The 23,978-nt window shown below is 71.9% G+C and carries 23 protein-coding genes; 18 read left to right on the plus strand and 5 right to left on the minus strand.

Features of this window, described 5'->3' with window-relative positions; translation table 11 throughout:
- Positions 1 to 49: 49 nt before the first annotated feature.
- Complete coding sequence (locus ACGF5O_RS36030) at positions 50 to 1,717, minus strand: flavin-containing monooxygenase (RefSeq protein ID WP_393814111.1); 1,668 nt, start codon at positions 1,715 to 1,717, stop codon at positions 50 to 52.
- Positions 1,718 to 1,993: 276 nt separating this feature from the next.
- Here ACGF5O_RS36030 and ACGF5O_RS36035 point away from each other — a divergent pair, with 276 nt between their 5' ends.
- The 13 genes from ACGF5O_RS36035 (at position 1,994) to ACGF5O_RS36095 (ending at position 14,677) form a co-directional block, all read left to right on the plus strand.
- The gene (locus tag ACGF5O_RS36035; protein WP_393814112.1) at positions 1,994 to 2,410 is read left to right on the plus strand and encodes a carboxymuconolactone decarboxylase family protein; all 417 of its coding nucleotides are present in this window, start codon (positions 1,994 to 1,996) and stop codon (positions 2,408 to 2,410) included.
- A gap of 43 nt (positions 2,411 to 2,453) precedes the next feature.
- The gene (locus ACGF5O_RS36040) at positions 2,454 to 3,194 is read left to right on the plus strand and encodes an SDR family NAD(P)-dependent oxidoreductase (protein ID WP_393814113.1); all 741 of its coding nucleotides are present in this window, start codon (positions 2,454 to 2,456) and stop codon (positions 3,192 to 3,194) included.
- 178 nt (positions 3,195 to 3,372) lie between these two features.
- Positions 3,373 to 4,563 (plus strand): NAD(P)/FAD-dependent oxidoreductase, encoded by a 1,191-nt coding sequence (locus tag ACGF5O_RS36045; RefSeq protein WP_393814114.1) that lies wholly within the window; start codon positions 3,373 to 3,375, stop codon positions 4,561 to 4,563.
- Positions 4,564 to 4,581: 18 nt separating this feature from the next.
- The gene (locus ACGF5O_RS36050) at positions 4,582 to 4,776 is read left to right on the plus strand and encodes a ferredoxin (RefSeq protein ID WP_266423071.1); all 195 of its coding nucleotides are present in this window, start codon (positions 4,582 to 4,584) and stop codon (positions 4,774 to 4,776) included.
- Positions 4,777 to 4,826: 50 nt separating this feature from the next.
- A complete protein-coding gene (locus tag ACGF5O_RS36055; protein ID WP_393814115.1) occupies positions 4,827 to 6,065 on the plus strand; it encodes a cytochrome P450 in 1,239 nt (412 codons plus the stop codon).
- A 103-nt stretch (positions 6,066 to 6,168) separates the two neighbouring features.
- On the plus strand, positions 6,169 to 7,113 hold the full coding sequence (locus tag ACGF5O_RS36060; RefSeq protein ID WP_393814116.1) for an SDR family NAD(P)-dependent oxidoreductase: 945 nt from the start codon (positions 6,169 to 6,171) through the stop codon (positions 7,111 to 7,113).
- A 348-nt stretch (positions 7,114 to 7,461) separates the two neighbouring features.
- Complete coding sequence (locus ACGF5O_RS36065; protein ID WP_393814117.1) at positions 7,462 to 8,925, plus strand: MFS transporter; 1,464 nt, start codon at positions 7,462 to 7,464, stop codon at positions 8,923 to 8,925.
- Positions 8,926 to 9,114: 189 nt separating this feature from the next.
- A complete protein-coding gene (locus ACGF5O_RS36070; RefSeq protein WP_393814118.1) occupies positions 9,115 to 9,531 on the plus strand; it encodes a hypothetical protein in 417 nt (138 codons plus the stop codon).
- A gap of 87 nt (positions 9,532 to 9,618) precedes the next feature.
- On the plus strand, positions 9,619 to 10,443 hold the full coding sequence (locus tag ACGF5O_RS36075; protein ID WP_393814119.1) for an SDR family oxidoreductase: 825 nt from the start codon (positions 9,619 to 9,621) through the stop codon (positions 10,441 to 10,443).
- A gap of 179 nt (positions 10,444 to 10,622) precedes the next feature.
- Positions 10,623 to 12,203: a methylmalonyl-CoA mutase family protein gene (locus ACGF5O_RS36080; RefSeq protein WP_393814120.1), complete on the plus strand. Its 1,581-nt coding sequence runs from the start codon at positions 10,623 to 10,625 to the stop codon at positions 12,201 to 12,203.
- Positions 12,203 to 12,595: a cobalamin B12-binding domain-containing protein gene (locus tag ACGF5O_RS36085; RefSeq protein ID WP_393814121.1), complete on the plus strand. Its 393-nt coding sequence runs from the start codon at positions 12,203 to 12,205 to the stop codon at positions 12,593 to 12,595. The genes ACGF5O_RS36080 and ACGF5O_RS36085 overlap by 1 nt, the downstream gene beginning before the upstream one ends.
- Before the next feature lie 73 nt (positions 12,596 to 12,668).
- Positions 12,669 to 13,625 (plus strand): TIGR03564 family F420-dependent LLM class oxidoreductase, encoded by a 957-nt coding sequence (locus ACGF5O_RS36090; protein ID WP_393814122.1) that lies wholly within the window; start codon positions 12,669 to 12,671, stop codon positions 13,623 to 13,625.
- Positions 13,622 to 14,677, plus strand: coding sequence for a CoA transferase (locus ACGF5O_RS36095; protein WP_362596459.1), 1,056 nt, complete (start codon positions 13,622 to 13,624; stop codon positions 14,675 to 14,677). The genes ACGF5O_RS36090 and ACGF5O_RS36095 overlap by 4 nt, the downstream gene beginning before the upstream one ends.
- Here ACGF5O_RS36095 and ACGF5O_RS36100 read toward each other — a convergent pair.
- Positions 14,654 to 15,655 carry a 2Fe-2S iron-sulfur cluster-binding protein gene (locus ACGF5O_RS36100; protein WP_393814123.1) on the minus strand — a complete coding sequence of 334 codons (1,002 nt, stop codon included), beginning with the start codon at positions 15,653 to 15,655 and terminating at the stop codon, positions 14,654 to 14,656. The two genes, ACGF5O_RS36095 and ACGF5O_RS36100, sit on opposite strands and share 24 nt — an antisense overlap.
- Positions 15,656 to 15,752: 97 nt before the next feature.
- Between ACGF5O_RS36100 and ACGF5O_RS36105 the strand changes: the two genes are divergently transcribed.
- The 4 genes from ACGF5O_RS36105 to ACGF5O_RS36120 are packed head-to-tail and all read left to right on the plus strand — an operon-like array spanning position 15,753 to position 19,994.
- Positions 15,753 to 17,261, plus strand: a complete 1,509-nt coding sequence (locus ACGF5O_RS36105; protein WP_393814124.1) for a class I adenylate-forming enzyme family protein — start codon at positions 15,753 to 15,755, stop codon at positions 17,259 to 17,261.
- Complete coding sequence (locus ACGF5O_RS36110) at positions 17,239 to 18,132, plus strand: acyl-CoA dehydrogenase family protein (protein WP_393814125.1); 894 nt, start codon at positions 17,239 to 17,241, stop codon at positions 18,130 to 18,132. The genes ACGF5O_RS36105 and ACGF5O_RS36110 overlap by 23 nt, the downstream gene beginning before the upstream one ends.
- Positions 18,119 to 19,207 carry an acyl-CoA dehydrogenase family protein gene (locus ACGF5O_RS36115; RefSeq protein WP_393814126.1) on the plus strand — a complete coding sequence of 363 codons (1,089 nt, stop codon included), beginning with the start codon at positions 18,119 to 18,121 and terminating at the stop codon, positions 19,205 to 19,207. The genes ACGF5O_RS36110 and ACGF5O_RS36115 overlap by 14 nt, the downstream gene beginning before the upstream one ends.
- Before the next feature lies 1 nt (position 19,208).
- Positions 19,209 to 19,994 (plus strand): enoyl-CoA hydratase/isomerase family protein, encoded by a 786-nt coding sequence (locus ACGF5O_RS36120; protein WP_393814127.1) that lies wholly within the window; start codon positions 19,209 to 19,211, stop codon positions 19,992 to 19,994.
- 21 nt (positions 19,995 to 20,015) lie between these two features.
- On the opposite strand, the gene ACGF5O_RS36125 is transcribed toward ACGF5O_RS36120, so the two are convergent.
- Positions 20,016 to 20,783, minus strand: a complete 768-nt coding sequence (locus ACGF5O_RS36125; RefSeq protein ID WP_393814128.1) for an SDR family NAD(P)-dependent oxidoreductase — start codon at positions 20,781 to 20,783, stop codon at positions 20,016 to 20,018.
- 100 nt (positions 20,784 to 20,883) lie between these two features.
- On the opposite strand from ACGF5O_RS36125, the gene ACGF5O_RS36130 reads away from it, so the two are divergent.
- On the plus strand, positions 20,884 to 22,038 hold the full coding sequence (locus tag ACGF5O_RS36130; RefSeq protein ID WP_393814129.1) for a thiolase family protein: 1,155 nt from the start codon (positions 20,884 to 20,886) through the stop codon (positions 22,036 to 22,038).
- Between the two features lie 37 nt (positions 22,039 to 22,075).
- Here ACGF5O_RS36130 and ACGF5O_RS36135 read toward each other — a convergent pair whose 3' ends face one another.
- Positions 22,076 to 23,107 carry a dihydrodipicolinate reductase gene (locus ACGF5O_RS36135; RefSeq protein WP_393814130.1) on the minus strand — a complete coding sequence of 344 codons (1,032 nt, stop codon included), beginning with the start codon at positions 23,105 to 23,107 and terminating at the stop codon, positions 22,076 to 22,078.
- Positions 23,104 to 23,934: an acyl-CoA thioesterase gene (locus ACGF5O_RS36140; RefSeq protein ID WP_393814131.1), complete on the minus strand. Its 831-nt coding sequence runs from the start codon at positions 23,932 to 23,934 to the stop codon at positions 23,104 to 23,106. The genes ACGF5O_RS36135 and ACGF5O_RS36140 overlap by 4 nt, the downstream gene beginning before the upstream one ends.
- Positions 23,935 to 23,978: the final 44 nt, after the last annotated feature.

The following is a 23,978-nucleotide window of genomic DNA, read 5'->3' on the forward strand; positions in this document are numbered from 1 at the left end:
CCGCCGATCCCGCCCCGTGACGGGACCGGCGGCACGGGCGCCGCCGTGTTCAGCCCTGCTTCTCCGCCTTGGCGAACGAGAAGGCGGGGAAGTCGTTCTCCACGGACTCGTTGATCAGCTCCTGGAGCTTCCACCGGCCGGTCGGGTTCAGCAGCTGCTTGATCGCCTTCCCGGGGATGTTCGCCCCGTAGAAGTAGCTGCTCTTGAGGAAGGAGGACTGCCCCTCGCTGTCGTTGACCAGGTTCGTCCACTCCTCCTCCGCGGCGGCGGTGACCGCGACGACGTCGTGGCCGCGGCTACGGGCGTGCGCGAGCACGTCCATCACGTAGTCGACCTGGTCGCCGGAGTAGCGCGGGTTGTTGCCGAGCGCGCCGTGCGGTCCGCCCGGGAAGAAGAAGTTGGGGAAGCCGGCGGTCGCGACGCCCAGGTACGTCGACGGGCCGTCCGCCCAGTGGTCCTTGAGCGCGAGCCCGTCGCGGCCCCGCACGCCCAGCCGGTTCAGGGCGCCGGTGCCGAAGTCGTAGCCGGTGGCCCAGATGATGATGTCGACCTCGTGCACGCCCTCCGCGGTCTCGATGCCGGTCTCGGTGATGCGGATGATCGGCGTCTCGTTGATGTCGACGAGGTGGACGTTCGGCTTGTTGTACGCCTCGTAGTAGCCGGTGCCGAACGGGGGCCGCCGGCCGCCGTAGCCGTGCCCCTTCGGGATCAGCTTCTCGGCCGTCGCCGGGTCCTCGACGATCGAGCGGATCTTGTCGGCGATGAACGCGCAGAACTCCTCGTTGACCGTGGGGTTGGTGGTCATGTCGTAGTAGTGCTCGGAGAGCTTGGTGAAACCGGGACTGTTCCACTTCTGCTCGTAGAACTCCTGCCGCTGCTCCGGGGTGTCCTCCAGGCCCGAGCGCATCGTGATCTGGTGCAGGAAGCCGCTCACCGAGGTGTTCAGCGTGTCGCGGATGGACTCGAAGTTGGCCTTCAGGTCCGCCTGCTCCTCGGCCGTGATCGGCCGGTTGTTCAGCGGCGTGAGCCAGTCGGCGACCTTCTGGTACACCGTGACGGAGGCCACCTCGTCGGCGATCGCCGGGACGATCTGCACGCCGCTCGAACCGGTGCCGATCTGGGCCACCCGCTTGCCGGCGAAGTCCACCGGTTCCTTCGGCCACCGGCCGGTGTGGTGCTGCTCACCGCGGAAGTCCGCACGGCCCGGGATGTCCGGGACGAACGGCACCGAGAGGATGCCGGTCGCCGCGACCACGAACCGCGCCCGGCGCTCCGTGCCGTCCTCGGTCCGCACCGTCCAGGTGCCCGCCGCCTCGTCCCAGACGGCCGAGGTCACCTTGGCGCCGAAGGAGATGTGACGGCGCAGGTCGAACCGGTCGACCACGTGGTTGAAGTACCGCTCGATCTCCGGCTGGCCGGCGAAGTGCTCCGACCACTCCCACTCCTCCCACAGCTCCTTGGAGAAGAGGTAGCCGTAGGTGTAGCTCTCGGAGTCGAAGCGGGCCTGGGGGTAGCGGTTCCAGTACCAGGTGCCGCCCACACCGGTGCCGGCCTCGATCAGCTGGGCCGAGAAGCCGGCCTCGCGGGCCCGGTAGAGCTGGTAGATGCCGGTGACACCGGCGCCGATCACCAGCACGTCGACCACGCCGACGCCCTGCTCAGGTGCCTGTGCGTGGGCGTCGGGCGCCGCTTCCGGCGCCTTCGTCGATTCGCTCATCTGCCCTCCAACGTGACAGGGGCCGCTGCTCCCGCGTGCGCCTTGAATGATGTTTCGACCAGTCGGTCGAATATTCAGGCCGAGCGTAGGGGAGGGGATGGGCCCGATCAATGGTCCGGGGGTGCGGGTTTTGGGCTTCCCCCGGAGATCTCGCCGCACGGCGGGCTCGGTCCGGGGTGCGGACGGCCGGATCGGCGCGATGGATTGATTGTACCGACCGTTTGAATTAACTTTCGCTCAGGCGAACCGCACAATGTCGTGGCAGAGGAGTCGCACATGACGACCGAGGACGTCCAGGAACCCACCGTGTCCGGGTCCGGGACCACCGCCGATCTGCGAGCCGACGGCTGGAAGGCCATGCGCGCGGCCCTGCCCGGGGTCTTCCCGGAGGGAGAGGTCGACCTCCGCGACGGCCGTCTCGGGGAGGAGCTGGTCGACATCGGCCTGACCAGCGTCTGGGGCGCGATCTGGGCCCGCGAGGGGCTCGCGCCCCGGGACCGCAGCCTGGTCACGCTCGGCCTCCTGATCGCGCTGGGCGCCGAGACCGAACTGAAGACGCACGTCCGGGTCGCGCTGACCAACGGACTGACCAAGGACGAGATCGCCGAGGTCATCTACCACTCCGCCGGCTACGCGGGCTTCCCCCGCGCGGTGGGGGCCCGTACCGCGGCGCGCCAGGCGCTGGGCGAGTGACGGGAGCCGCAGGGCACCCGCACCAGGCATACAAGGAGCACGCATGACACTGCAGGGAAAGGTCGCGGTCGTCACCGGCGGCGCCCGCGGAATCGGACGGGCGATCGCGCTCGTCCTCGCCTCGCGCGGCGCGGCGGTGGCCGTCTGGGACCTGAACGCCGAAGGCGCGGAGAAGACCGTGGCCGAGATCCAGGAGGCGGGCGGCACCGCGATCGCCGTGGCCGGCGATGCCGCCGACGCCGATGCCGTCGCCGCCGCGGCGGCCCGGACCCGTGAGGAACTGGGCGCCGTCACGATCCTGGTCAACAACGCCGGCACCACCGCCTACATCCCCTTCACCGGCATCAGCGAGGCCGCCTGGGACCGGATGATCGGCATCAACCTCAAGGGGCCGTTCCTGGTCACCAAGGAGCTGGTGCCGGACATGCTGGCGGCCGGCTGGGGGCGGATCGTCAACATCTCGTCCTCGTCCGCGCAGACCGGCGCCCCCGCCATGGCCCACTACGCGGCCTCCAAGGGCGGCGTCATCGGCCTCACCAGGGCCCTCGCGATCGAGTACGCCGACAAGGGCATCACCGTCAACCACGTCCCGCCGGGCTTCATCGACACCCCGCTGGTGCGCGAGGGACCGGTCGACGTCGAGGCGGCCGCGGCCACCATGCCCATGAAGCGGGCCGGGCAGCCCGAGGACATCGCCTACGCGGTGGCCTACCTCGCCTCCGAGGAGGCCGGTTACGTGACCGGCCAGAGCCTCAGCGCCAACGGCGGGCGCTACCTCGTCTGAGCCCCGCCGCCGTACGACCCGCACGTTCGCGGTGTCCGTGTCCTTATGTGGACCGAATTGATTCTGTCGACCGGTCGGTCTATTTTTCAGAGACGGACACCGCACCACAGACCCAAACGGAGTCACGCATGACGATCGACGACATCACCAGGGGGAACACGGCCGGCGAGGTGCTCGCATGACGGCCCCCGGCCGCGTGCTGGTGGTGGGCGCCTCCGCCTCCGGACTGACCACCGCGGAGACGCTGCGGCGCAAGGGGTACACCGGCGCCCTCACGGTGCTCGGCGACGAGCCGCACGCGCCGTACGACCGCCCCCCGCTGTCCAAGCAGGTACTCGCCGGAGAGTGGGAACCCGACCGGGCGGCGCTGCGCACCGAGGACGTCCTGTCCACGCTGGACGCCGAGTTCCTGCTCGGCGACCCGGCCGTCGCACTGGACCCGGCGACCCGCACCGTGCGCACCGAGTCCGGCCGCGAGCTGTCCGCCGACGCCGTGGTGATCGCCACCGGCGTACGGGCACGGCGGCTGCCCGGCCAGGACGCGCTCGCCGGGGTGCACGTGCTGCGCACCCTCGACGACGCCCTGGCCCTGCGCAAGGACCTGCTCGCGGGCCGGCGCCTCGTGGTCGTCGGCGAAGGCGTCCTCGGCTCCGAGATCGCGGCCACCGCGTGCAAGCTCGGCCTGGACGTCACGCTGACCGGCCCCCTCGACGCGCCCATGGCCCTCCAGGTGGGCCCGCTGGTCTCCGGCGTCCTCGCCGACCTGCACACCGAACGCGGCGTCCGGCTGCGCCTGGGCAACGGCGTCACCGGGCTCACCGACGACGGCGCGGGCCGGGTGGCGGGCGTCCGGCTCGGCAGCGGCGAGACGCTGCCGGCCGACGTGGTGGTCGTCGCGATCGGCGCCGTCCCGGCCACGGACTGGCTCGCGGACAGCGGGCTGCGGCTGGACAACGGCGTGCTCTGCGACCCCCGCTGCCGGGCCGCGGACGGTGTCTACGCCGTCGGCGACGTGGCCCGCTGGCACCACGAGTGGCTCGGCCGCCCGGTCCGCCTGGAGAACCGCACGAACGCCACCGAACAGGCCATGGCGGTGGCCGCGGCGATCCTCGGCGACGACCGGCCCTACGCGCCGGTCCCGTACTTCTGGACGGACCAGTTCGACGCCAAGCTCCAGGTGCACGGGTTCCTCCCGCCCGAGGCCGAAGTGGACGTCGTCGAGGGCGATCTGATGGCCCGTCGCTTCGTCGCCCGCTACCGGCTGGACGGCGTCGTCACCGGCGTCCTCGGCTGGAACATGCCCAAGCAGGCCCGGATGCGCCGACAGGAGATCGTCGACGCCTTCCGTACCCCCACCCCCACCCCCTGAACGAGCTGGAGAGATCCCATGAAGGTTGTCGTCGACGAGGAGAAGTGCGTCGCGGCCGGACAGTGCGTGGCCGCCGCCATGGACGTGTTCGACCAGCGTGAGGACGACGGCATCGTCGTCGTGCTCAACGAGAACCCGCCCGCGGAACTGGCCGACGAGGTCCGCAACGCGGCCGCGGTCTGCCCGGCGCTCGCCATCCGCATCGAGGAATAGCCCGTCCCGGGCTCGCTCCTTCCCCCCACCCCATCACCGTAGGAGAACTCATGGCCGAGGCAGAGGTCCGAACCGCCCCCGACGAGCAGGTCTACCACTATCAGGACGACCGGGACGCCAAGTGCCCCTTCGCCCCGCCGCCCGGGCTGCGCGCCCTGAACGAGACGGGCCCGGTGAGCCGGGGGCAGATCTGGGACGGCAGCACCCCCTGGCTCGTCACGGGCCACGCGGCACAGCGCGCCATCCTGTCCGACCCCCGGGTCAGCTCGGACGACAAACAGGCCGGCTTCCCCTACCCGAACCGGGCCATGGCGGAGACGGCGCACCTGCACCCGCTCACCATCTTCAACGCGGACGGCGCCGACCACACGCGGATCCGCCGCATGATGACGCGGCCCTTCACCCGCCCCCGGATGGAGGCGCTGCGCCCGGAGATCCAGCGGATCACCGACGAGCTCATCGACAAGATGCTGGCCGGCCCCAAGCCCGTGGACCTGGTGCACGCGCTGTCGCTGCCGCTGCCGTCGCTGATGATCTGCGCGCTGCTCGGAGTGCCGTACGACGACCACGAGTTCTTCCACGAGCACGCGTCCTTCGCCACCCGCAGCGACAAGACCACCGAGGAGCAGAACCGGGCCAACGAGGCGCTCGGCGGCTACCTGGCGGCGCTGCTCCAGACGAAGATGGAGAAGCCGGGCGAGGACGTGCTCTCGGACTTCGCCGCGCGCATCAACGACGGCGACCTCACCCTCCCCGAGGCCACCCTGCTCGCCATGATCCTGCTGATCGCCGGTCACGAGACCAGCGCGACCATGATCACGGTGGGCACCGCGCTGCTCATGGACAACCCCGAGCAGCTGGCCAGGCTGCGCGAGGTCGAGGACACCAAGGACGCGGCGCCGGCCGTCGAGGAGATCCTGCGCTATCTGACCGTCGCCCAGTTCGGGCAGCGCCGGATCGCCGCCGAGGACTTCGAGTTCGAGGGCGCCGACATCAAGACCGGGGACGGCATCGTCGTCCCGCTGCCGGCCGGCAACTGGGACCCGCAGGCGTTCCCCGACCCGGAGAAGCTCGACCTCACCCGGGACTCGCGCCACCACCACGCCTTCGGCTGGGGCATCCACCAGTGCCTCGGCCAGCAGCTCGCCCGGATCGAACTCCAGGTCGTCTACGGCACGTTGTACCGGCGCATCCCGACCCTGCGCCTCGCCGTCGACCGGGCCGACCTCGTCTTCCGGCCGTCCGACGCGCTCGCCTTCGGCATCAGCGAGCTGCCGGTCACCTGGTAGCCGGAGCGGCCTCAAGGCCTCGCACCAACCGCCGGTTCCGGCCGCCCGGACGGGACCGGCGTTCCGTATCCCGCACCCAACCGCCGCACAACAGGAGTCAGGCATGAGCAAGTTGAGCTTCGAAGGACGCGTCGCCGTGGTCACCGGCGCGGGCCGTGGCATCGGCCGGGCCCATGCCCGTCTCCTGGCGGCACGCGGGGCGAAGGTCGTCGTCAACGACCTGGGCGGCTCCATGGAGGGCGACGGCGCCGACGCCGGTCCCGCGCAGAAGGCCGTGGACGAGATCACCGCGGCGGGCGGCGAGGCCGTCGCGGACACCCACGACGTCTCCACGCCGGCCGGCGGACAGGCTATCGTCGACACCGCGATCGAGCACTTCGGCCGCATCGACGTCCTCGTCAACAACGCCGGGATCATCCGGTACGCGGGCCTGCCGGACATCGACGCGGAGAACCTTCAGCGCCACCTCGCCGTGCACCTCGTCGGCTCGTTCAACACGATGCGCGCCGCCTGGCCGCACTTCGTGGACCAGCGCTACGGCCGGGTCGTCCTGACCACCTCCAGCGGCATGTTCGGCATGGACAACAACCTGTCGTACGCGGCCGCCAAGGCGGGCACGGTCGGCATGGCCCGCAGTGCGAAGCTGGCGGGGGAGCCGCACAACATCAAGGTCAACCTGATCGCGCCGGCCGCCATGACCCGGATGGGCGGCGGCCCCGAGGAGGAGCCCGCCGAGGCCGCCCCGGGCATGCCGTACATGCCCTCGGACGCCGTCGCGCCCATGGTCGCCTACCTCGCGCACGAGAGCTGCCCGGTCAACGGCGAGATCTACACCGCCGGGGCGGGCCGCTTCGCGCGCGTTTTCCTCGCCTCCACGGAGGGCTACGCCCACGAGGGCGGCCCGGCCTCGATCGAGGACGTGGCCGCGAACTGGGAGGCCATCAACGACGAGAAGGGCTACTACGTCCCCGCCGACCTGATGGCCTGGACCGGGGCCTTCCTCAAGCACCAGCTCGGACAGCTCGGGACGGGGGCCGCGTCGTCGTGACCCGTACGGCGGGGATCTGACGCCCCGTCCTTTCCGTCTTCCCGCTTCTCTCCATGCCGCGCGAATTGTTCCCTTCGCGCGGCATTTTTCTGTTGGTGGGGAAGTGGCCGTCCTCGTCGGAAATTCTCCTGTCCGAAGGATTGATTGTACCGACCGTTAGGTCTACGTTACGTCCGAAGCCGGGCCCACTCCGCAGCCCGCGCTTCGCACGGGCCGACGAGATACGTCGGCGTTCCGGATCGGCCGGCTCACCGCTGTGCCCGTCCGATCTCCCCTCCGGCAAGGCGCTTCAGGCCGTGTCTGCCCGCGGCGGCTTCCCGCGCCCCCGACCGTCCACGGAAGGCCCCCATGTCCCAGACGCAGACCGTTCCGCCACAGGCGGACGACAGATCCCGCTCCACCACACGCAACGTGCTCGTCGTCGTCGCGCTGTTGTGGACGGTCCAGCTCGTGTCGCTCGTCGCCGCGCTGTCCGGCATCGCCCAGGCCGACGTCGCGATCCACTTCAGGACCACCCAGATCGCCTGGTTCACCCTGATGACCCTGCTGACCGGCACCTTCTTCCTGCCGTTCATGGTCAAGGGCGCCGCCCTGTTCGGGAAGAAGCGCGTCCTGCTCATCGCCACCGGGCTCGGCTTCGCCGGCGACCTGCTCGCCGCCGTCGCCACCGACTACCGCACCCTGCTCATCGGACGCGGTCTCGCCGGTGTCTACGCGGCCACGATGCCCATCGGGTACGCCATCACCCGCGACATCTTCCCGCGCCGCTGGGTCGGCATCGCCAGCGGCATCCTTGCCGGCGGCGTCGGCCTGGTCGCCTTCGGCGGACCGTTCCTGGCCGGCTGGCTGCTCGACGACTACGGATTCCGCGGCGTGCTCTGGTTCATGGCCGTCAGCACCGCCGTCAGCTTCGCGATGGTCGCCCTCTTCGTCCCGGAGAGCCCGGTCCGGCAGAGCACGGGCCGCATGGACTGGACCGGCGGACTCCTCCTCGGCGCCGGAGTCACCGGACTCGTGTACGCGGTGGGAGAGGGGGCCGACTGGGGCTGGGGCAGCGGCAAGTTCATCGGCTTCGTCGTCGGCGCGGTGGTCGTGCTGATCGCCTTCCTGCTCGTCGAGCGCCGGGTGGCCGAGCCGCTGTTCCCGCCGGCCATGACCCGGCGCCGGCCGGTGTGGACCGTGCTGCTGGCCACCTCCGTGGCGGCCGGCTCGCTCAGCGCCGTCGGCGTGGTCATCCAGCTGCTCGTGCTGATGCCGAACATCCCGCACGTCTCCGAGGGCCTCGGCTGGTCCGGTACCCACAACGCCATCGTCACCAGCCCGATCAGCGCGATGATCATCGTCGGGGCCGTGGGCACCGGCTGGGTCGCCCGTCGCGTGGACGCCCGGATCCTGCTGGCCGTCGGCTCCGTGTGCACGGTCGTCGGCTACGGCATCGGCACCCACCTGCACCACAACGGCCCCCAGATCGTGGGCTGGGGCGTGGTCGCGGGCCTGGGTACCGGCATGGTCGTCGCCGTCGTCCCCATCATGATCATCGAGGTGGTGACGCCCGCCGAGCAGGCCCTCGCCAACGGCGCCCAGACCCTCGCCCAGGGCGTTGCCCAGATCATCGTCTCCCAGCTGGCCTTCGTGGTCATGGCCCAGCACGGGGTGGTCCTCAAGGGCACGCAGTTCTACCTCGACCAGGGCTTCACCAACGGTCTCTGGCTGGTCGTCGGATGCTGCGCCCTCGGGACGCTGCTGGTCGCGCTCGTGCCGAGGAGCAGGCGGCTCGGCGAGGCGGAGACCCCGGTCCCGCAGACGGTCTGACCTGCGGGCGCACGGACGCACGGACGTGCGGGGTGGAGCGGGCTACACCCGGGATCCGGGAGCCCGCTCCATCGTCGCGTCGGGCGGCGGACGGGATCGTGGTCGGCAGAGATCGAGAGCACCTGGCTCTCGTGCCGAGGAATTCCGCCGGTGGCCGCGAGCGCGCCGCCGTCAGAAGGGACCGACCCCATGGCCGTCGACCGACGCCGCCGTTTCACCGTCCTCGCCACCACCGCAGCCGCCGTCGCCCTGACCGCCGCCCTCGCCACCGGATGCGATCCCGACAACCCGCTGGACTGCCTGTCCAACGCCGACTCGATCGCGGACAGCGTCACCGCCATCAACAAGGCCGGCGCCGACGCGATCCAGGACCCCACGCGCACCGAGGAGTCCATCACCGTCATCGAGAAGAACCTGGACAAGATCAACGACAAGACGGACGGCAACGGGGACAACAAGGACCACGGCAAGGTCGACAAGGCGGTCGACGACCTCAACGAGGCGATCAAGGACTACAACAAGGCGATCCTGAACGGCGACACCCATCCCGACTCCAGCCGGATCGACGCCGCGGCCGACCGGCTCAAGAGCGTGTGCACGTCCTGACGCGGTCTCCGGGCCCCGCCGGAGCCCGGAAGCCGCCACCCGAGAGACACTCGTCCTGTGACGAGTGTCTCTAGTGAGGAGTGGCGCATGACCACGGTAGGTATTGCCACCGGTGCCGGTCGCGGGACGGGGCAGGCATGCGCGAGCCGCCTGGCCGACATGGTGGACGTGCTGTTGCTCGTCGACCGTGACGAGGCCGCCGTGGCCGCGTTCGCGAAGGACCTGTCGGGCCACGGCGGCCGGGCCGTCCCCGAACCGTTCGCGGGCGACACCGCCGACCGCGACGACATGGCCCGGCTGGCCGCCCGGGCCGGGGAACTCGGCACGCTCCGGGCCGTCGCGCACGCCGAGGGCGTCGCTCCCGAGGAGGCCGACTGGCGGGGCATGCTCCAGGCCGACTTCGTCGCGACCGCGCTGGTCGCCGAGGCGCTGCGGCCGCTGGCCGGCGCCGGGACGGCGTTCGTGTACCTGGCCTCCGTGTCCCCGCTGATTGCCCACGTCGACCCCGACCCGGCGGTCGCGGCCGTCCTCGACGACCCGTTGCAGGAGGAGTTCCTCGACCGGGTCCGCGAGGCGGTGGGGCCGGCGATCGAGGACCCCGCCTGGGCGTACCCGTGGGCCACCTACGGCGTGCACCGCTTCGTCCGCGCCGAGGCGGTGCGGCTCGGTCCGGTGGGCGCCCGGGTGTGCTCGGTGTCGCCCGGCGCGATCGACACCCCGCAGACGCGGTTCGAGATGGCCCGGCACGCGTCGGTACGGGAGCTCGTCGAGAGCACGCCGCTGGGGCGGGTCGGCCGGTGCGAGGAGGTCGCGGCCGTCGCCGCGTTCCTGCTGTCGGACGAGGCGAGCTTCGTGACGGGCGTGGATGTCGTCGTGGACGGGGGGCTGTGCGCGGCGGTGGCGGAGGAGTGAGGTCGAAGCGCTCTGTGGGGGGTGGCTGCGGGTTGTGCGCGGCTGCGGGCCGTGGGGGCTGGTCGCGCAGTTCCCCGCGCCCCTAAAGGGGCGCTTCAGCAGGGCTGCTTGTAGAGGGCAGGATAATTCTCGCCTGCGGTATTGGCATTCTCTTTTTGTGCAAGTAGCGTATCCGGGCGATGGATGACTTCGTGCAGACCTCGTCCGGCATCCCGCTGAAGCCGGTCTACGGACCGGCGGACCGGGGTGCCGAGCCGCCCGTGCCGGGTGCGTTCCCGTTCACGCGCGGCAACTACGCGTCCGGGTACCGGGGGCGGCTGTGGACGCTGCGGCAGTACTCGGGGTTCGGCACCGCCGAGGAGTCGAACCGGCGCTACCGCTATCTGCTGGAACAGGGCGGGACGGGCCTCTCCGTGGCGCTCGACCTGCCCACCCAGTGCGGCTACGACTCCGACGACCCCGAGGTGAGCGAGGAGGTCGGCCGGGTCGGGGTGGCCGTGGACACGCTGGCCGACGCCGAGGTGCTGTTCGAGGGCATCCCGCTGGACCGGATCAGCACCAGCTTCACCATCAACGGCACGGCGGCGATCCTGCTCGCGTTCTACGTGGCCGCCGCCGAGCGCCGGGGAGTCCCCCGGGCGAAGCTCACCGGCACCATCCAGAACGACATTCTCAAGGAGTACGCCTCCCGGGGCACCTGGATCTGGCCGCCCGAGCCGTCGCTCAGACTGATCGCCGACACCATCGAGTTCTGCGCCGCCGAGGTGCCGAGGTTCAACGCGATCTCGGTGGCCGGCGCGCACTTCCGGGACGCGGGCGCCAACGCCGTGCAGGAGATGGCGTTCACGCTCGCCGACGGGGTGACGTACTGCGACACCGTGCTGGAGCGCGGCCGGATGACGATCGACCAGTTCGCCCCGCAGGTCTCCTTCTTCTTCTACACGCACGGCGATTTCTTCGAGGAGATCGCCAAGTACCGTGCGGGGCGAAGGCGTTGGGCGTCCCTCGTGCGTGAGCGGTACGGCGCAGCGTCCGACAAGGCGGCCATGTTCCGCTTCGGGTGCGTGGCCGGCGGCGCCTCGCTGTACGCCCCGCAGGCCCGCAACAACACGGTCCGGGTCGCCTACGAGGCGCTCGCGTCCGTTCTCGGCGGGGTCCAGTCGATGTTCACCGCCGCCTGGGACGAGCCGTTCGCCCTGCCCAGTGAGGAGTCGGCGACCCTCGCCCTGCGCACCCAGCAGGTTCTCGCCCACGAGACCGGCGTCGCCCGGGTCGCCGACCCGCTCGGCGGCTCCTACTTCGTCGAGGCCCTCACCGACGCCACCGAGGAGCGGATCGTAGAGATCATGGCCGACCTGGAGGCGCACGGCGGCATGGTCCGGGCCATCGAGGACGGCTATCTGCAGGGGCTCATCGCCGACGAGGCCTACCGGATCCACCAGGACGTCGAGGCCGGCACCCGCCCGGTCGTCGGCGTCAACCGCTACGTCGACGCGGACGAGCCCGCCCCGGAGATCGCCACCTACGAACTCGACGCGCGGGGCCGCGAGACCCAGCTCAAACGCCTCGCCCGCGTCCGGGCCGAACGCGATCCGGCCGAGGTCCGGGCCCGGCTGGCCGCCCTCTCCCGGGCCGCCGAGGGCACCGACAACCTCATGGGCCCCCTGATCGACTGCGCCAACGCCTACTGCACGGTCGGCGAGATGGTCACGGCGCTCAAGAACGTGTGGGGCGAGTTCCGGCAGCCGGTGGTGTTCTGATGGGGATCCGCGTGCTCATCGCCAAGCCCGGCCTGGACGGCCACGACCGGGGCGCCAAGATCGTGGCGCGGGCCCTGCGTGACGCGGGCTTCGAGGTCGTCTTCACCGGCATCCGGCAGCGCGTCGACGACATCGTGGCCACCGCCGTCCAGGAGGACGTGGCGATGGTCGGCCTCAGCATGCTCTCCGGCGCGCATCTCGCGCTGACGGCACGGACCGTCGAGGCGCTGCGGGCCGCGGACGCCGGGGACATCGCTGTCGTCGTCGGCGGCACGATCCCGCCCGCGGACGTGCCGCGGCTCAAGGCCGCGGGCGCGGCGGGGGTGTTCCCCACCGGTACCCCGCTGGACGTCGTGGTCGCCGAGGTGCGCGCGCTCACGGCGGCTCCCTGAATCCCCCTGAATCCCCTGACTTTTCCCGGCTCTTCGCAGGAGCGGGGCCCGCACCCGGACAGCTGGAGGGAACGTGCGGATCGGTGTGATGATCGGGCCCGAGCGGGGCGACTCCGCCCGCAAGGCGGCTCGGATGCTCGCGGACGTGGAGTGGGCGGAGTCGGCGGGACTGGACACCGCCTGGATCCCGCAGATCCCCACGGACTTCGACGCGTTGACCGCCGTCGCGCTGATGGGCGCGCGCACCTCGCGGATCGAGCTGGGCACCGCCGTCGTACCGCTCCAGGCCCAGCACCCCATTGCGCTCGCCCGCCAGGCCCTGTCCACGCAGGCGGCCACCGGCGGGCGGCTCGCCCTGGGGGTGGGCCCCTCGCACCACTGGATCGTCCGGGACATGCTCGGCCTGCCCTACGAGCGCCCGGCCGGGCTCACCCGGGACTACCTCGACATCCTGGACGCGGCCCGCCGCGGCCCCGGCCCCGTCGACGTCGAGAACGCCACCTACACCGTGCACAACCCGCTCGACCTCGGTCCCGTCGCACCCCTGCCGGTCCTGCTCGCCGCCCTCGGCCCGGTCATGCTGGCCCTCGCGGGCGAGCGGGCCGACGGGACGGTGCTGTGGATGGCCGACGAGCGGGCCGTCGCCGAACACGTCGTCCCCCGCATCACCAGGGCCGCCGAGGCCGCCGGACGTCCGGCACCGCGCATCGTCGCAGGTATCCCGGTCTGCCTGTGCCGGCCCTCCGAGGTCGACGCGGCACGGGAACGCGCGAACCGTATTCTCGGCGAGGCGGAGATCTCGCCCAACTACCAGCGGCTGCTGGAGTACGGCGATGCCAAGGACGTCGGCGACCTGTGCGCGGCCGGCGACGAGGCGGCCGTCGCCGCCCGGTTCCGGCGGTTCGCGGACGCGGGCGTCACCGACCTGTCCGTACGCCTGCTGCCCCTCGGCGACGGCCGCGAGGAACTGGTCGCCTCCAAACGCCGTACCCGGGAGATGATCGCCAGCCTCGCGGCGGAGTTCCGGTGAACCCCGGACCGCTGGCCGGGCTGCGCATCCTGGAGGTCGGCCACATCCTCGCGGGCCCCTTCGCCACCATGCTGCTCGCCGACCTCGGCGCCGAGGTCACCAAGATCGAACCGCCCGGCGGCGACCTCTCCCGGCAGGTCGGCGACGCCTATTTCGCCAGCATCAACCGCAACAAGCGCAGCATCCGCCTCGACCTCACGACCGGGCAAGGGCAGGCCAGGCTCGGCGAGTTGGCCGCCGACGCGGACGCACTGCTGGTGAACCTCAAGCCGTCGGTGATCCGGCGCCTGGGCCTCACCTACGACGCTCTGCGCCGCTTCAACGAACGGATCGTCTGCGTGGCCGTGACCGGCTACGGGCTGGACGCGGGCGACGACCCGGCCTTCGACTACGTCATCCAGGCCGCGACCGGCGTCGCCGCGCTCACGGGGGACCCCGACGGTCCGCCGACCCTGCCCGGCTACTCCTCCGCCGACAACTCGGCGGCTCTGACCGCCGCGTTGGGACTGCTCGCGCAGATCGTGTCCGGACGCGGCGGCCAAGTGGAGGTCGCCCTGCGGGACGTGATGCTCGCCCAGCTCAACTACCGCGCCGCCGCCTACCTCAACGACGGCGTCGAACCCCGCCGCATGCCCCACGGTGCCCACTCCTACTACGTACCGGCCCAGCTCTTCCCCACGGGCGACGGGTACCTGGCGCTGTTCGTCACGCACGACGGCTTCTGGCGGGCCTTCGCCGCCGAGGCCGGGATCGACGGCTTCCCGACGATGGCCGAGCGGGCCGCCCGCCGCGACGAGGTCCTCGCCGCCGTCACCCGGGCCCTGGCCGCCGACACGGCCAAGGGCTGGGAGGCGCGCCTGCGCCCGCTCGGCGTCCCGGCGGCAGCCGTGCGCACCCTGCCCGAGGCGCTGGACGCCACCCCGGAGATGATCGTGCGTGCGGGCGGCTTCCGGCTGGTCGGCAGCCCGGTCCGGGTCGCCGGATACCAGCCCGAGTTCCGGCCGCCGCCCCGCCTCGGCGAACACGGCTCACTCGTAGTGGACGGTGACTGACCCCTCGTCCGGCACGCCCTGGCAGGTGAGCACGTATCCCTCGGCGACCTCCTCCTCGGTGAGGACGTCGTTCACCCGCATCGTCACGCTGCCCTCCGTCACCCTGGCCATGCAGGTGGCGCAGTTGCCCGCCTCGCAGGAGAACGGCGGGGTGAGACCGGCCCTGCGGGCGCTCTGCAGGAGGGTCTCGTTCGGGTGCTTGGGCACGGAGACGCGGGCGCCGCCCAGGAGGACGGTGACGGTCCCGGCGTCCTCCGGCGCCTTGGTGCCGTTGACCGCGGGTACGGCCGCACCGCCGCCGAAGCGCTCGCTGAAGACCCGCCCCGGACCGGGCAGCACCGCCTCCACGAGCTCCATGAAGGGCTCCGGCCCGCACACGTACGCGTCCGCGTCGGTGTCCGCCCCGACGAACTCCCGTATGGCGTCGGGGTCCAGGAACCCGCGTTCGGCATCTAGGTGTCGTACGACCGTCAGCCGCCCGGGGTACCGGGCGGACAACTCCTCCAGCACCGAGCGGAAGATCGCCGCGTCCCGGTCGCGGTCGGCGCAGAGCAGGCGGACGCTCCGCCCGGTGCCGGCGAGGGCGCTCTTGGCCAGGGAGAGGATCGGGGTGATACCGCTGCCGCCGCTGAATCCGAGGAGCGGTGTCCCGGCCGGGCGCAGACAGAACTTCCCGCGAGGCTCGGTCAGTTCGAGTTCGTCGCCCTCGCCGATCCGGTCGAGGAGCCAGTTGGAGACCCTGCCGCCCGGGACGCGTTTGACCGTCGTCGTCAGCTCGGCGTCGGACTCCGGGGCGCTCGACATCGAGTACGAACGCAGCAGGTCCCGCCCGTCGACCCGGACCCGGAACACGCAGAACTGGCCGGCCAGATAGGTGAACGGGCCGTCGTGCGGGTCCAGCACGAAGGTCCGGGCGTCGGCGGTCTCCTGGACGATCTTGACGACGGTCGCACGCCGGAACAGGGCCGGGCTCGCCATGGACGCCCTCCTCAAGCTCTGGTATCAAGGTTCTGTCCAAACGAGAATACTATTCTCACCTGGTGAAGGGGACCCTCTCAACGGGCGGGAGCGAGAGATGACCGAACGGGCCGCGCTGGTCTTCGACGACCGGGAGTACAGCCGAGCCGAGCTGACCGCGCTCGCGGACGGGTTGGCCGGGACACTGGCCCGGCGGGGCCTGCGGGCGGGGGAGCGGGTGGCGCTGATGTCGTCCAACCGGCCCGAGTTCGTGATCGCCGTACAGGCCGTCTGGCGGCTGGGCGCGGCGGTGGTCCTGCTCAGCCCGGCCTGGAAGCGGGGCGAGGTGGAGCACGCCCTGGCCGTCACCGAGCCGGACCATGCCGTCGGCGACCATCCGGTACTCGACGGTCTGATGCCGATGCTGCACCTGGACGAGCCGATCGTGACGGGACGGGCGCGAGAGGTGCCCGTGGACCGAGAAGCCGACGCGGTGCTGGTGTTCAGCTCGGGCACCACCGGGATGCCCAAGGCCGTCCGGCACACCCACGGCTCGCTGGCCGCCGCCGTCCGCCACTGGCGGGACGCCCTCGGCCTCACCGCCCGCGACCGGATGCAGATCGCCACCCCGCCCTCGCACATCCTTGGCCTGCTCAACATCGTCACGGCCCTCGAAACCGGCGCCCGGCTGCGGCTGCACCGCCGGTTCGACCTGGACCGGCTGCTGCACCACATCGAACTCGACCGGATCACCGTGGAGATGGCCGTCGCCCCGATCGCGCTCGCCCTCGCCTCCCACCCGAAGCTGGAGTCCTACGATCTGTCCTCACTGCGCTACATCATGTGGGGCGCCACCCCGGTGACCCCGAGCATCGCCGAGACGGTGACCCGGCGGACGGGCGTCGGCTGGATACCCGCGTACGGGGCGAGCGAACTGCCGGTCATCGCCTGCAACCCGCTCGACGGAGCCCGGCTGGACACGCCCGGCCGTCCCGTGCCCGGGGTGCGCCTGCGGGTCGTCTCGCTGGACACCGGGGAGCCGGTCGGACCGGGCGTGACCGGGGAGATCGAGGTGCGCTCCGTGTCCCTGATGGCCGGCTACCTCCCGGCCGAGGCCACGGCCGACGTCCTCCATGACGGCTGGTACCGCACCGGTGACGTCGGCAGTGTCGACGCGGACGGCTGGGTGTACCTCACCGACCGCTCGAAGGAGATGATCAAAGTGCGGGCATTCCAGGTCGCCCCCGCCGAGGTCGAGGCCGTCCTGCACGGTCATCCGGCGGTCGCCGACTGCGCGGTGTTCGGCGTCCCCGACGGCGCCGACGGGGAGGCTGTCGTGGCGGCGGTGCGGCGGGCCGCGCCCGTCGAGGCCGCCGAACTCGTCGACCTGGTCGGCAGCCGGCTGGCCTCCTACAAACGGCCGCGCCGCGTCGAGTTCGTGACCGAGATCCCGCGCCTGCCCTCGGGGAAGGTGCTGCGACGAGTGCTCAAAGAGCGGGTCCTCAAAGAGCAGTCCCTCAAAGAGCAGGTCCTCAAGGAGCAGGCCTTCAAGGAACGGCTGGTCAAGGACGAGCTTCACAACGAAGAGCTTCCCAAGGAGCGCGATGGACGTACGGCTGACAGCTGAGCAGCGCCAACTCCGGGACGCGGCAGCCCGCTTGGCCGACGACTTGGGGCCCGGCTCGGTCCTCGCACTGGACGACGCCGACCGGGTCGCCCGGCTGGAGAAGGCGGTCGAGGCCACCGCCTGGCGGGCGCTGCGCTCGGACGGCGCCTCCGGGGTCGAAGTGGCCCTGGTGGTTGAGGAGTTCGGGCGCGGACTGGTCGACGTACCGATCCTCGGGCCGCTGCTCGCCGACGACCTGGTTCCCGACCTCTCCTCGGCAACCGTGGCGGCGGCCGGACGGGCCTGGGACACGCGCGGCATGCGACACGCCGTGGCCCTCGCGGGCAACCGGGTGCTGTCCACCGGGATCGGCCCCCTCGCCCCCGGCGCCGACCTGACCCGCCGCACCGCCGAACTATGCGGCACTTCCGAGGAGATCGGCACGGTCACCGCCGAAGCGGCCCACCGCTGGCGGACGTTGGCCCTCGTCGCCACCTCCGCCGACCTCGTCGGCGCGGCCCGTGGCGCGCACACCCTCGCCTGCGACTACGCCAGGATCCGTGAACAGTACGGCCGGACGATCGGCTCCTACCAGGCCGTCGCCCATCTCCTCGCCGAAGGGCTGGCCCTCATCGAGGGCTCGGTCAGCGTCCTGCGGCACGCGGCCTGGGCCGTCGACGAACTGCCGCCCGCCGAGGCACTCAGGGCCGCCCGGATCGCCAAGCTCTACTGCGCCCGCGCCGCCCGCACCGTCTGCGAGACCGCCGTCCAGGTGCACGGCGGCATCGGCAACACCTGGGAGTGCCTCGCCCATGTCCATCTGCGCCGGGCGCTGACGTCCGCCGACCTGTTCCCCGTGCGCCTGGAGGAGATCGACCGTGGACTTTCGTGACTCGCCCGAGGAGGCCGCCTTCCGCGACCGCCTGCGCACCTGGCTGGCCGAGCACGCCGGCGCCTTCCCCACGTCCGGCGACGCGTACTGGGCCCGCCAGGGCGACTGGCACCGCGCCCTGCACGCGGCCGGATTCTTCGGCCTCTCCTGGCCCGAGCGGTACGGCGGCCACGACCTCCCGCCGGTCTACGACGTCATCCTGGACGAGGAGTTGGTCCGCGCCGGGGCCCCGGCCCGCCCCAGCCTAGGCTACCTCGTCCAGGGCCTCGGCCGGCACGGCAGCGAGGAACTGCGCCGCCGCTTCCTGCCCGGCATGATCGACGGCACCGAGCGCTGGTGCCAGGGCTTCAGCGAACCCGGCGCCGGCTCCGACCTCGCCTCCCTCACCACCACCGCCACCCGCGACGGCGACACCTACGTGGTGAACGGCCACAAGATCTGGACCAGTTACTCCGACGTCGCCGACTGGTGCCTGCTCCTCGCCCGCACCGACCCGGACGCACCCCGCCACCGGGGCATCTCCGCGTTCGTCGTCGCCATGGACCAACCCGGCGTGGAGCAGCGCCCGTTGAAGATGATGAGCGGGGTGACCAAGGAGTTCGGGCAGGTCCTGTTCGACGGTGCGACCGTGCCGGACGACCAGATGGTAGGCGCGCCGGGGGAGGGCTGGGCGCTGGCCATGACCGTCGTCGGACACGAACGCGAACCCTCCACCCTCGGCTTCTCCGCCCGGTACGGCAAAATCGTCGGCGACCTCGTGGCCCGCACCCCGGGCACCCCGCCGCCGGAGCTCGCCTGGGCGATCGTGGAGACGGAGATGCTGCGCCTGCACGTGCGCCGCAGGCTCTCCGAGCAGCTCGACGGCGTCTCCCACGGCCCCGAGGGCTCCCTGGACAAGCTCCTCATGACCTGGACCGAACAGACGGTGGGCCACGCGGCCCTGGCCGTCGGCGGCACCGACGACCCGGAGCTCCTGCACACCTACCTCTACAGCCGCGCGCAGAGCGTCATGGGCGGCACCTCGCAGATCCAGAAGAACATCATCGCCTCGCGGATCCTCGGACTGGGAGCCTGACATGACGGACGGTCAGCACATGTACGGCATGCCTGCGGAGATCGAGGTCCGCGCGGACGGGCCGTTGCGGATCATCACCCTCAACCGGCCCGACGCGCTCAACGCCGTCAACGACCCGCTGCACACCGGCCTCGCCCGGCTCTGGCCCCGGCTCGCCGACGACCGGGACGCGCGGGCGGCCGTACTCACCGGGGCGGGAAAGGCGTTCTCGGCGGGCGGCGACTTCGACTACCTCGACGAGATCAGGCAGGATCCCGACCTGCGGGCCAGGACCATCGCGCACGGCCGGGACCTGGTCCTTGGCATGGTCCGCTGCCGGGTCCCCGTCGTCGCCGCCGTCAACGGCCCGGCCGTGGGCCTCGGTTGCAGCCTGGTCGCGCTCAGCGACATCGTCTACATGGCCGAATCCGCCTACCTCGCCGACCCGCACGTCCAGGTCGGCCTGGTCGCGGCCGACGGCGGCCCGCTCACCTGGCCCCTGCACACCAGCCTGCTGCTCGCCAAGGAGTACGCGCTCACCGGCGCCCGTATCCCGGCCGAGAAGGCCGTCGCCCTCGGCCTGGCCAACCATGTGGTGGCCGACCCGCTCGCCGAGGCGACCGCCTGCGCCAAGCGGATCGCGGGACTGCCCCGGCAGGCGGCGGAGAGCACCAAACGCATCCTCAACCTGCACCTGGAACGCGCGGTCCTCGCCACCCTCGACTACGCCACGACCGCCGAGGAACAGTCCTTCCAGACCGACGACTTCCGGGACACCCTGGCCCGCCTCACGAACCGGGAGAAGTGACCGGCGACCCCAGGGCGGGGCTCACTTCGGAGGGAAGCGCAGCGCCCCGTCCAGGCGGATCACCTCGCCGTTGAGATAGTCGTTCTCGCAGATGTGCTGGACGAGGGCCGCGTACTCGGGGGAGCGGCCCATCCGCCGGGGGTGCGGGACCTGCGGCCCCCAGTACTCCTCCAGCTGGTCGCCGGCCTTGCCGTAGGCGGGCGTCAGGAACGTGCCCGGCGCGACGGTGACGACCCGGATGCCGAGCGGGGACAGGTCGCGGGCGGCCACCAGGGTCATGGCGGCGACCCCGCCCTTGGCGGCCGCGTACGGCAACTGCCCGATCTGGCCCTCGTACGCCGCGATGGACGCGGTGTTGACGACGACCCCCCGGCCGCCGTCCTCATCCACCGGTTCCTGTCGGGCCATCGCGGCGGCGGCCAGCCGCAGGACGTTGAAGACGCCGGTCAGATAGATGTCGACGGTCCGCCGGAACCCGGCGAGGTCCAGCGGCTCGCCGTCCCTGCCGACCAGCCGGCCGCCGCTCGCCGGACCGCCGTGCACGTCCACCGAGATCCGCAGCGGGCCCAGCGACTCCGCCTCCCCGAGCGCCGCACGCACCTGGCCCTCGTCGGTGGCGTCCGTCCGCACGTACCGGACCCCCAGCTCCTCCTCCAGCGACTTGCCCTTCTCGTCGGCGAGATCGGCGACGACCACGGACGCTCCCGCCGCGTGCAGCCGACGGACGGTCGCCTCGCCCAGACCTCCGGCCCCGCCCACCACGACCGCCGACGCCCCTTGAACCCGCATCGCGACTCCCCTCCCAGGGATACATGGTTCTAGTATGAGGAGAGTAGCATTCTCGCAGTGTGCTGAGATCCCTGTCCGGCCCGCCGAGTTGGAGACCTCCATGCCCGAGGCAGTCATCGTGTCCGCCCTGCGCACCCCCGTCGGCACCGCCCGCAAGGGGACCCTGCGCTACACCACCGCCTTCGAACTGGCCCACCACATCGTCGGGGCCGCCGCGGCCGGGCTCGACCCGGACCGCGTCGACGACGTCATCCTCGGTGAGGGCCTCTACGGCGGCGGCGTCCTCGCCCGGCACGCCGCTCTGACCACCGGCCTCACCGGCATCCCGGGGGCGGCCGTCAACCGGCACTGCGCCGCCGGCCTGGCCGCCGTCGCCGACGCCGCCGCGAGCATCCGCGCCGGGATGGACGAGCTGGTGATCGCGGGAGGCGTCAACTCCGCCTCCACGGCCCCGAAGTCGGCCTTCCGTGTCGACGGCGCCTGGGTCGAGCCCTGGATGCCGCCCACCCATCCCGACCGCCCGGACGCCCCCAACAACGACATGTCGATCACCATCGGCTGGAACGTCGCCCAGCGCGCCGGCGTCAGCCGCGAGGAGATGGACGCCTGGGCGCTGCGTTCGCACCGAAACGCCGTACGCGCCATCGACGAGGGCCGGTTCGACGCCGAGACCGTCCCCGTCGACACCCCGCACGGCCGCTTCGCGGTCGACGAACACCCGCGCCGCGACACGTCGTTGGAGAGGCTCGCCGCCCTCAAACCGCTGCACCCGGAGATCGACGGCTTCAGCATCACCGCGGGCAACGCCTGCGGGGGCAACGACGGGGCGGCGGCCCTGGTCGTCGCGAGCGGGGCGACGGCGTCCGCCCAGGGACTCCCCGTGCTGGCCACCGTACGGTCCTGGGCGTCCGTCGGCGTGGACCCCGCGGAGACCGGGCTCTCACCCGTCAAGGTCATCCCCAAGGCGCTTGCCCGCGCCGGCCTCACCACCGCGGACGTCGACCTCTACGAGATCAACGAGGCCTTCGCCTCGGTGACCGTGGCCGCCGTCCGCCTGCTCGACCTCGACCCCGACCGGGTCAACGTCAACGGCAGCGGCTGCTCCCTCGGTCACCCCGTCGCCGCCACCGGCGCCCGCATGCTCGTCACGCTCGTGCACGAACTGCGCCGCCGGGGCGGCGGGATCGGCGTCGCGTCGATGTGCGCCGGGGGCGGGATGGGCTCGGCGATGGTGGTGGAGGTACCGGCGCCCTGAGACCGGCAGCGGGGGCGGCGCGGCTCCGGCGGGCGGGTCACGTCGGTGCCGCCGTCACCTGCGGCAGATCGAGCGTCGTACGGATCCCCGGTGCCGCCTCGCACACCACCGGCACGGCGTTGACCGCGCGGTTCGCCGTGTAGGCCGGTGACACCTCGGCCATCCGGTCGAGCGGCACCGGCAGCCGGATGCCGACCTCCAGCGGGGCGTCGCCCTCGACCGAGAGATGCCAGCCCGTGTCCCCGAGGTCCCAGGCGGGATCGAGGTCCCTGGTGCAGTACCAGGTGGCCCGGAAACGCAGCAGCGGACGGCCCGACCGCACTCCGGTCACCACCAGCCTCTGGGCCGCGACCGTGCCGGCGGCCAGCTCGCCCGCGGCGATGCGTACCGGGCGGCGCGTGGTCGCCAACTCACTCGAAGCCTCCAGGGAGTCGAGAGGCAGCCCCAGTGCGTCCGCGACCAGTCGCAGCGACGGGCCGAAGCTGGTGCGGGCCCCGGACAGCCGCCGCTCGTCGAACGCCGCCGGTGCCACGCCGAAGCCCATCACCCCGAACAGCAACTCGGGGGAGGGGCGTTGGGACAGGTCGGCGTACTCGTCGATGGTCAGGCCGTCGAGGCGCCGCGCCAGGGACGTCAGCACCAGCGGTACCGCCTCGGTGATGAACCCGGGACTGCTGCCCGTGCTGTGGATCGAGCTGCCACCCCGCGCGCACGCCTCCTCGACCCGCTCGCGCACGCCGGGATCCATGCTCCCGGGATGATGGAACTCGCCCCGCGTGGTCACCACGTTGGCCCCCGACGCCAGCAGGCGGCACACCTCGTCGACATCGCAGGTGAGCGGCGCGTAGAGCACGCAGTCGGCGTCCAGGGAGAGGATGCTCTCGACGTTGTGGGTCGCGGTGACTCCGGTCGGGCCGGTCCCGCACAACTCGCCCGCGTCGCGGCCCGCCTTGGCCGGTGTGTGGACGTACACGCCGGCCAGGGTGAGGCCGGGGTGTTCGATGATCCCGCGCAGCGAGCGGGCGCCGATCGTGCCGGTGGCCCACTGGACGACCCGGTACGGCCTCATGCCGACTCCCGTGTGAAGCGCAGCAGGGCCTCCTGGGCGTAGGACGCGACGAGGGAGCCGTCCTCGGCGAGGACGTCGCCCCGGCCGAAGCAGCGGCCGTGCGCCAGGACCGGACTGTGCTGGCGCAGCAGCAGCCAGCCGTCGGCGTCGAACGGGCGGTGGAACCAGACCGTGTGCGAGGTGACGGCGGAGGTGAACGCCGTGCCGGAGTCGTGCTGGGTGACACCGATGAGGGGGCGCAGAGCCGTGCCGATGAGCGTCAGGTCGGTGGCGTACGCCGTGAGGGCCGGGGCCAGTTCGGCCGCCCCGGTGGCCGGGAGGCGCATCCACACGTCGTACTCGGGCGGTTCGGAGAGCGGGGTGTCCAGGTCGGTCGCGGCCCGCGTCTCCCAGGGGATCGGGTGCAGATCCGTGCGGTGTTCGGGGCCGGGCCGGGCGGGCACGGGCGGGACCGTCTGCCGGGCCGTGCCGTCCTCCGGGACGTGCAGGGAGACCGAAGCGGTGGCCACCACACCCTTCGGCTGCCGGGCGACGACGGTCAGCGCGGCGAAGGAACCGCCGTCGTGGTGGCGCGCCACCTCGTAACGGACGGGTTCCTCCGGCCGGCCCGCCCGCGCGAACAGCGCGTGCAGGGACTTGACGCCCTTGTCCGGGCAGCTCAGTTGAGCAGCCCGGACGAACTGGGCCAGCAACTGCCCGCCGAACAGGCGGTGGTAGCCGAGTCGTTGGTTGCCCGCCTCGTAGACAGGGCCCGACTCCTCGTCGTGCCCCCGGAGGTCGAGGCAGTGCCGAAGGTCGTCCCAGAGTTCACTCACGGCAAGTGGCATGCCCGTGAGGGTAGTCCCACTATCCAGATATGAGAATGGCGCTC

Source organism: Streptomyces sp. NPDC048291 (genome assembly GCF_043201715.1).
Taxonomy (GTDB): Bacteria; Actinomycetota; Actinomycetes; order Streptomycetales; family Streptomycetaceae; genus Streptomyces.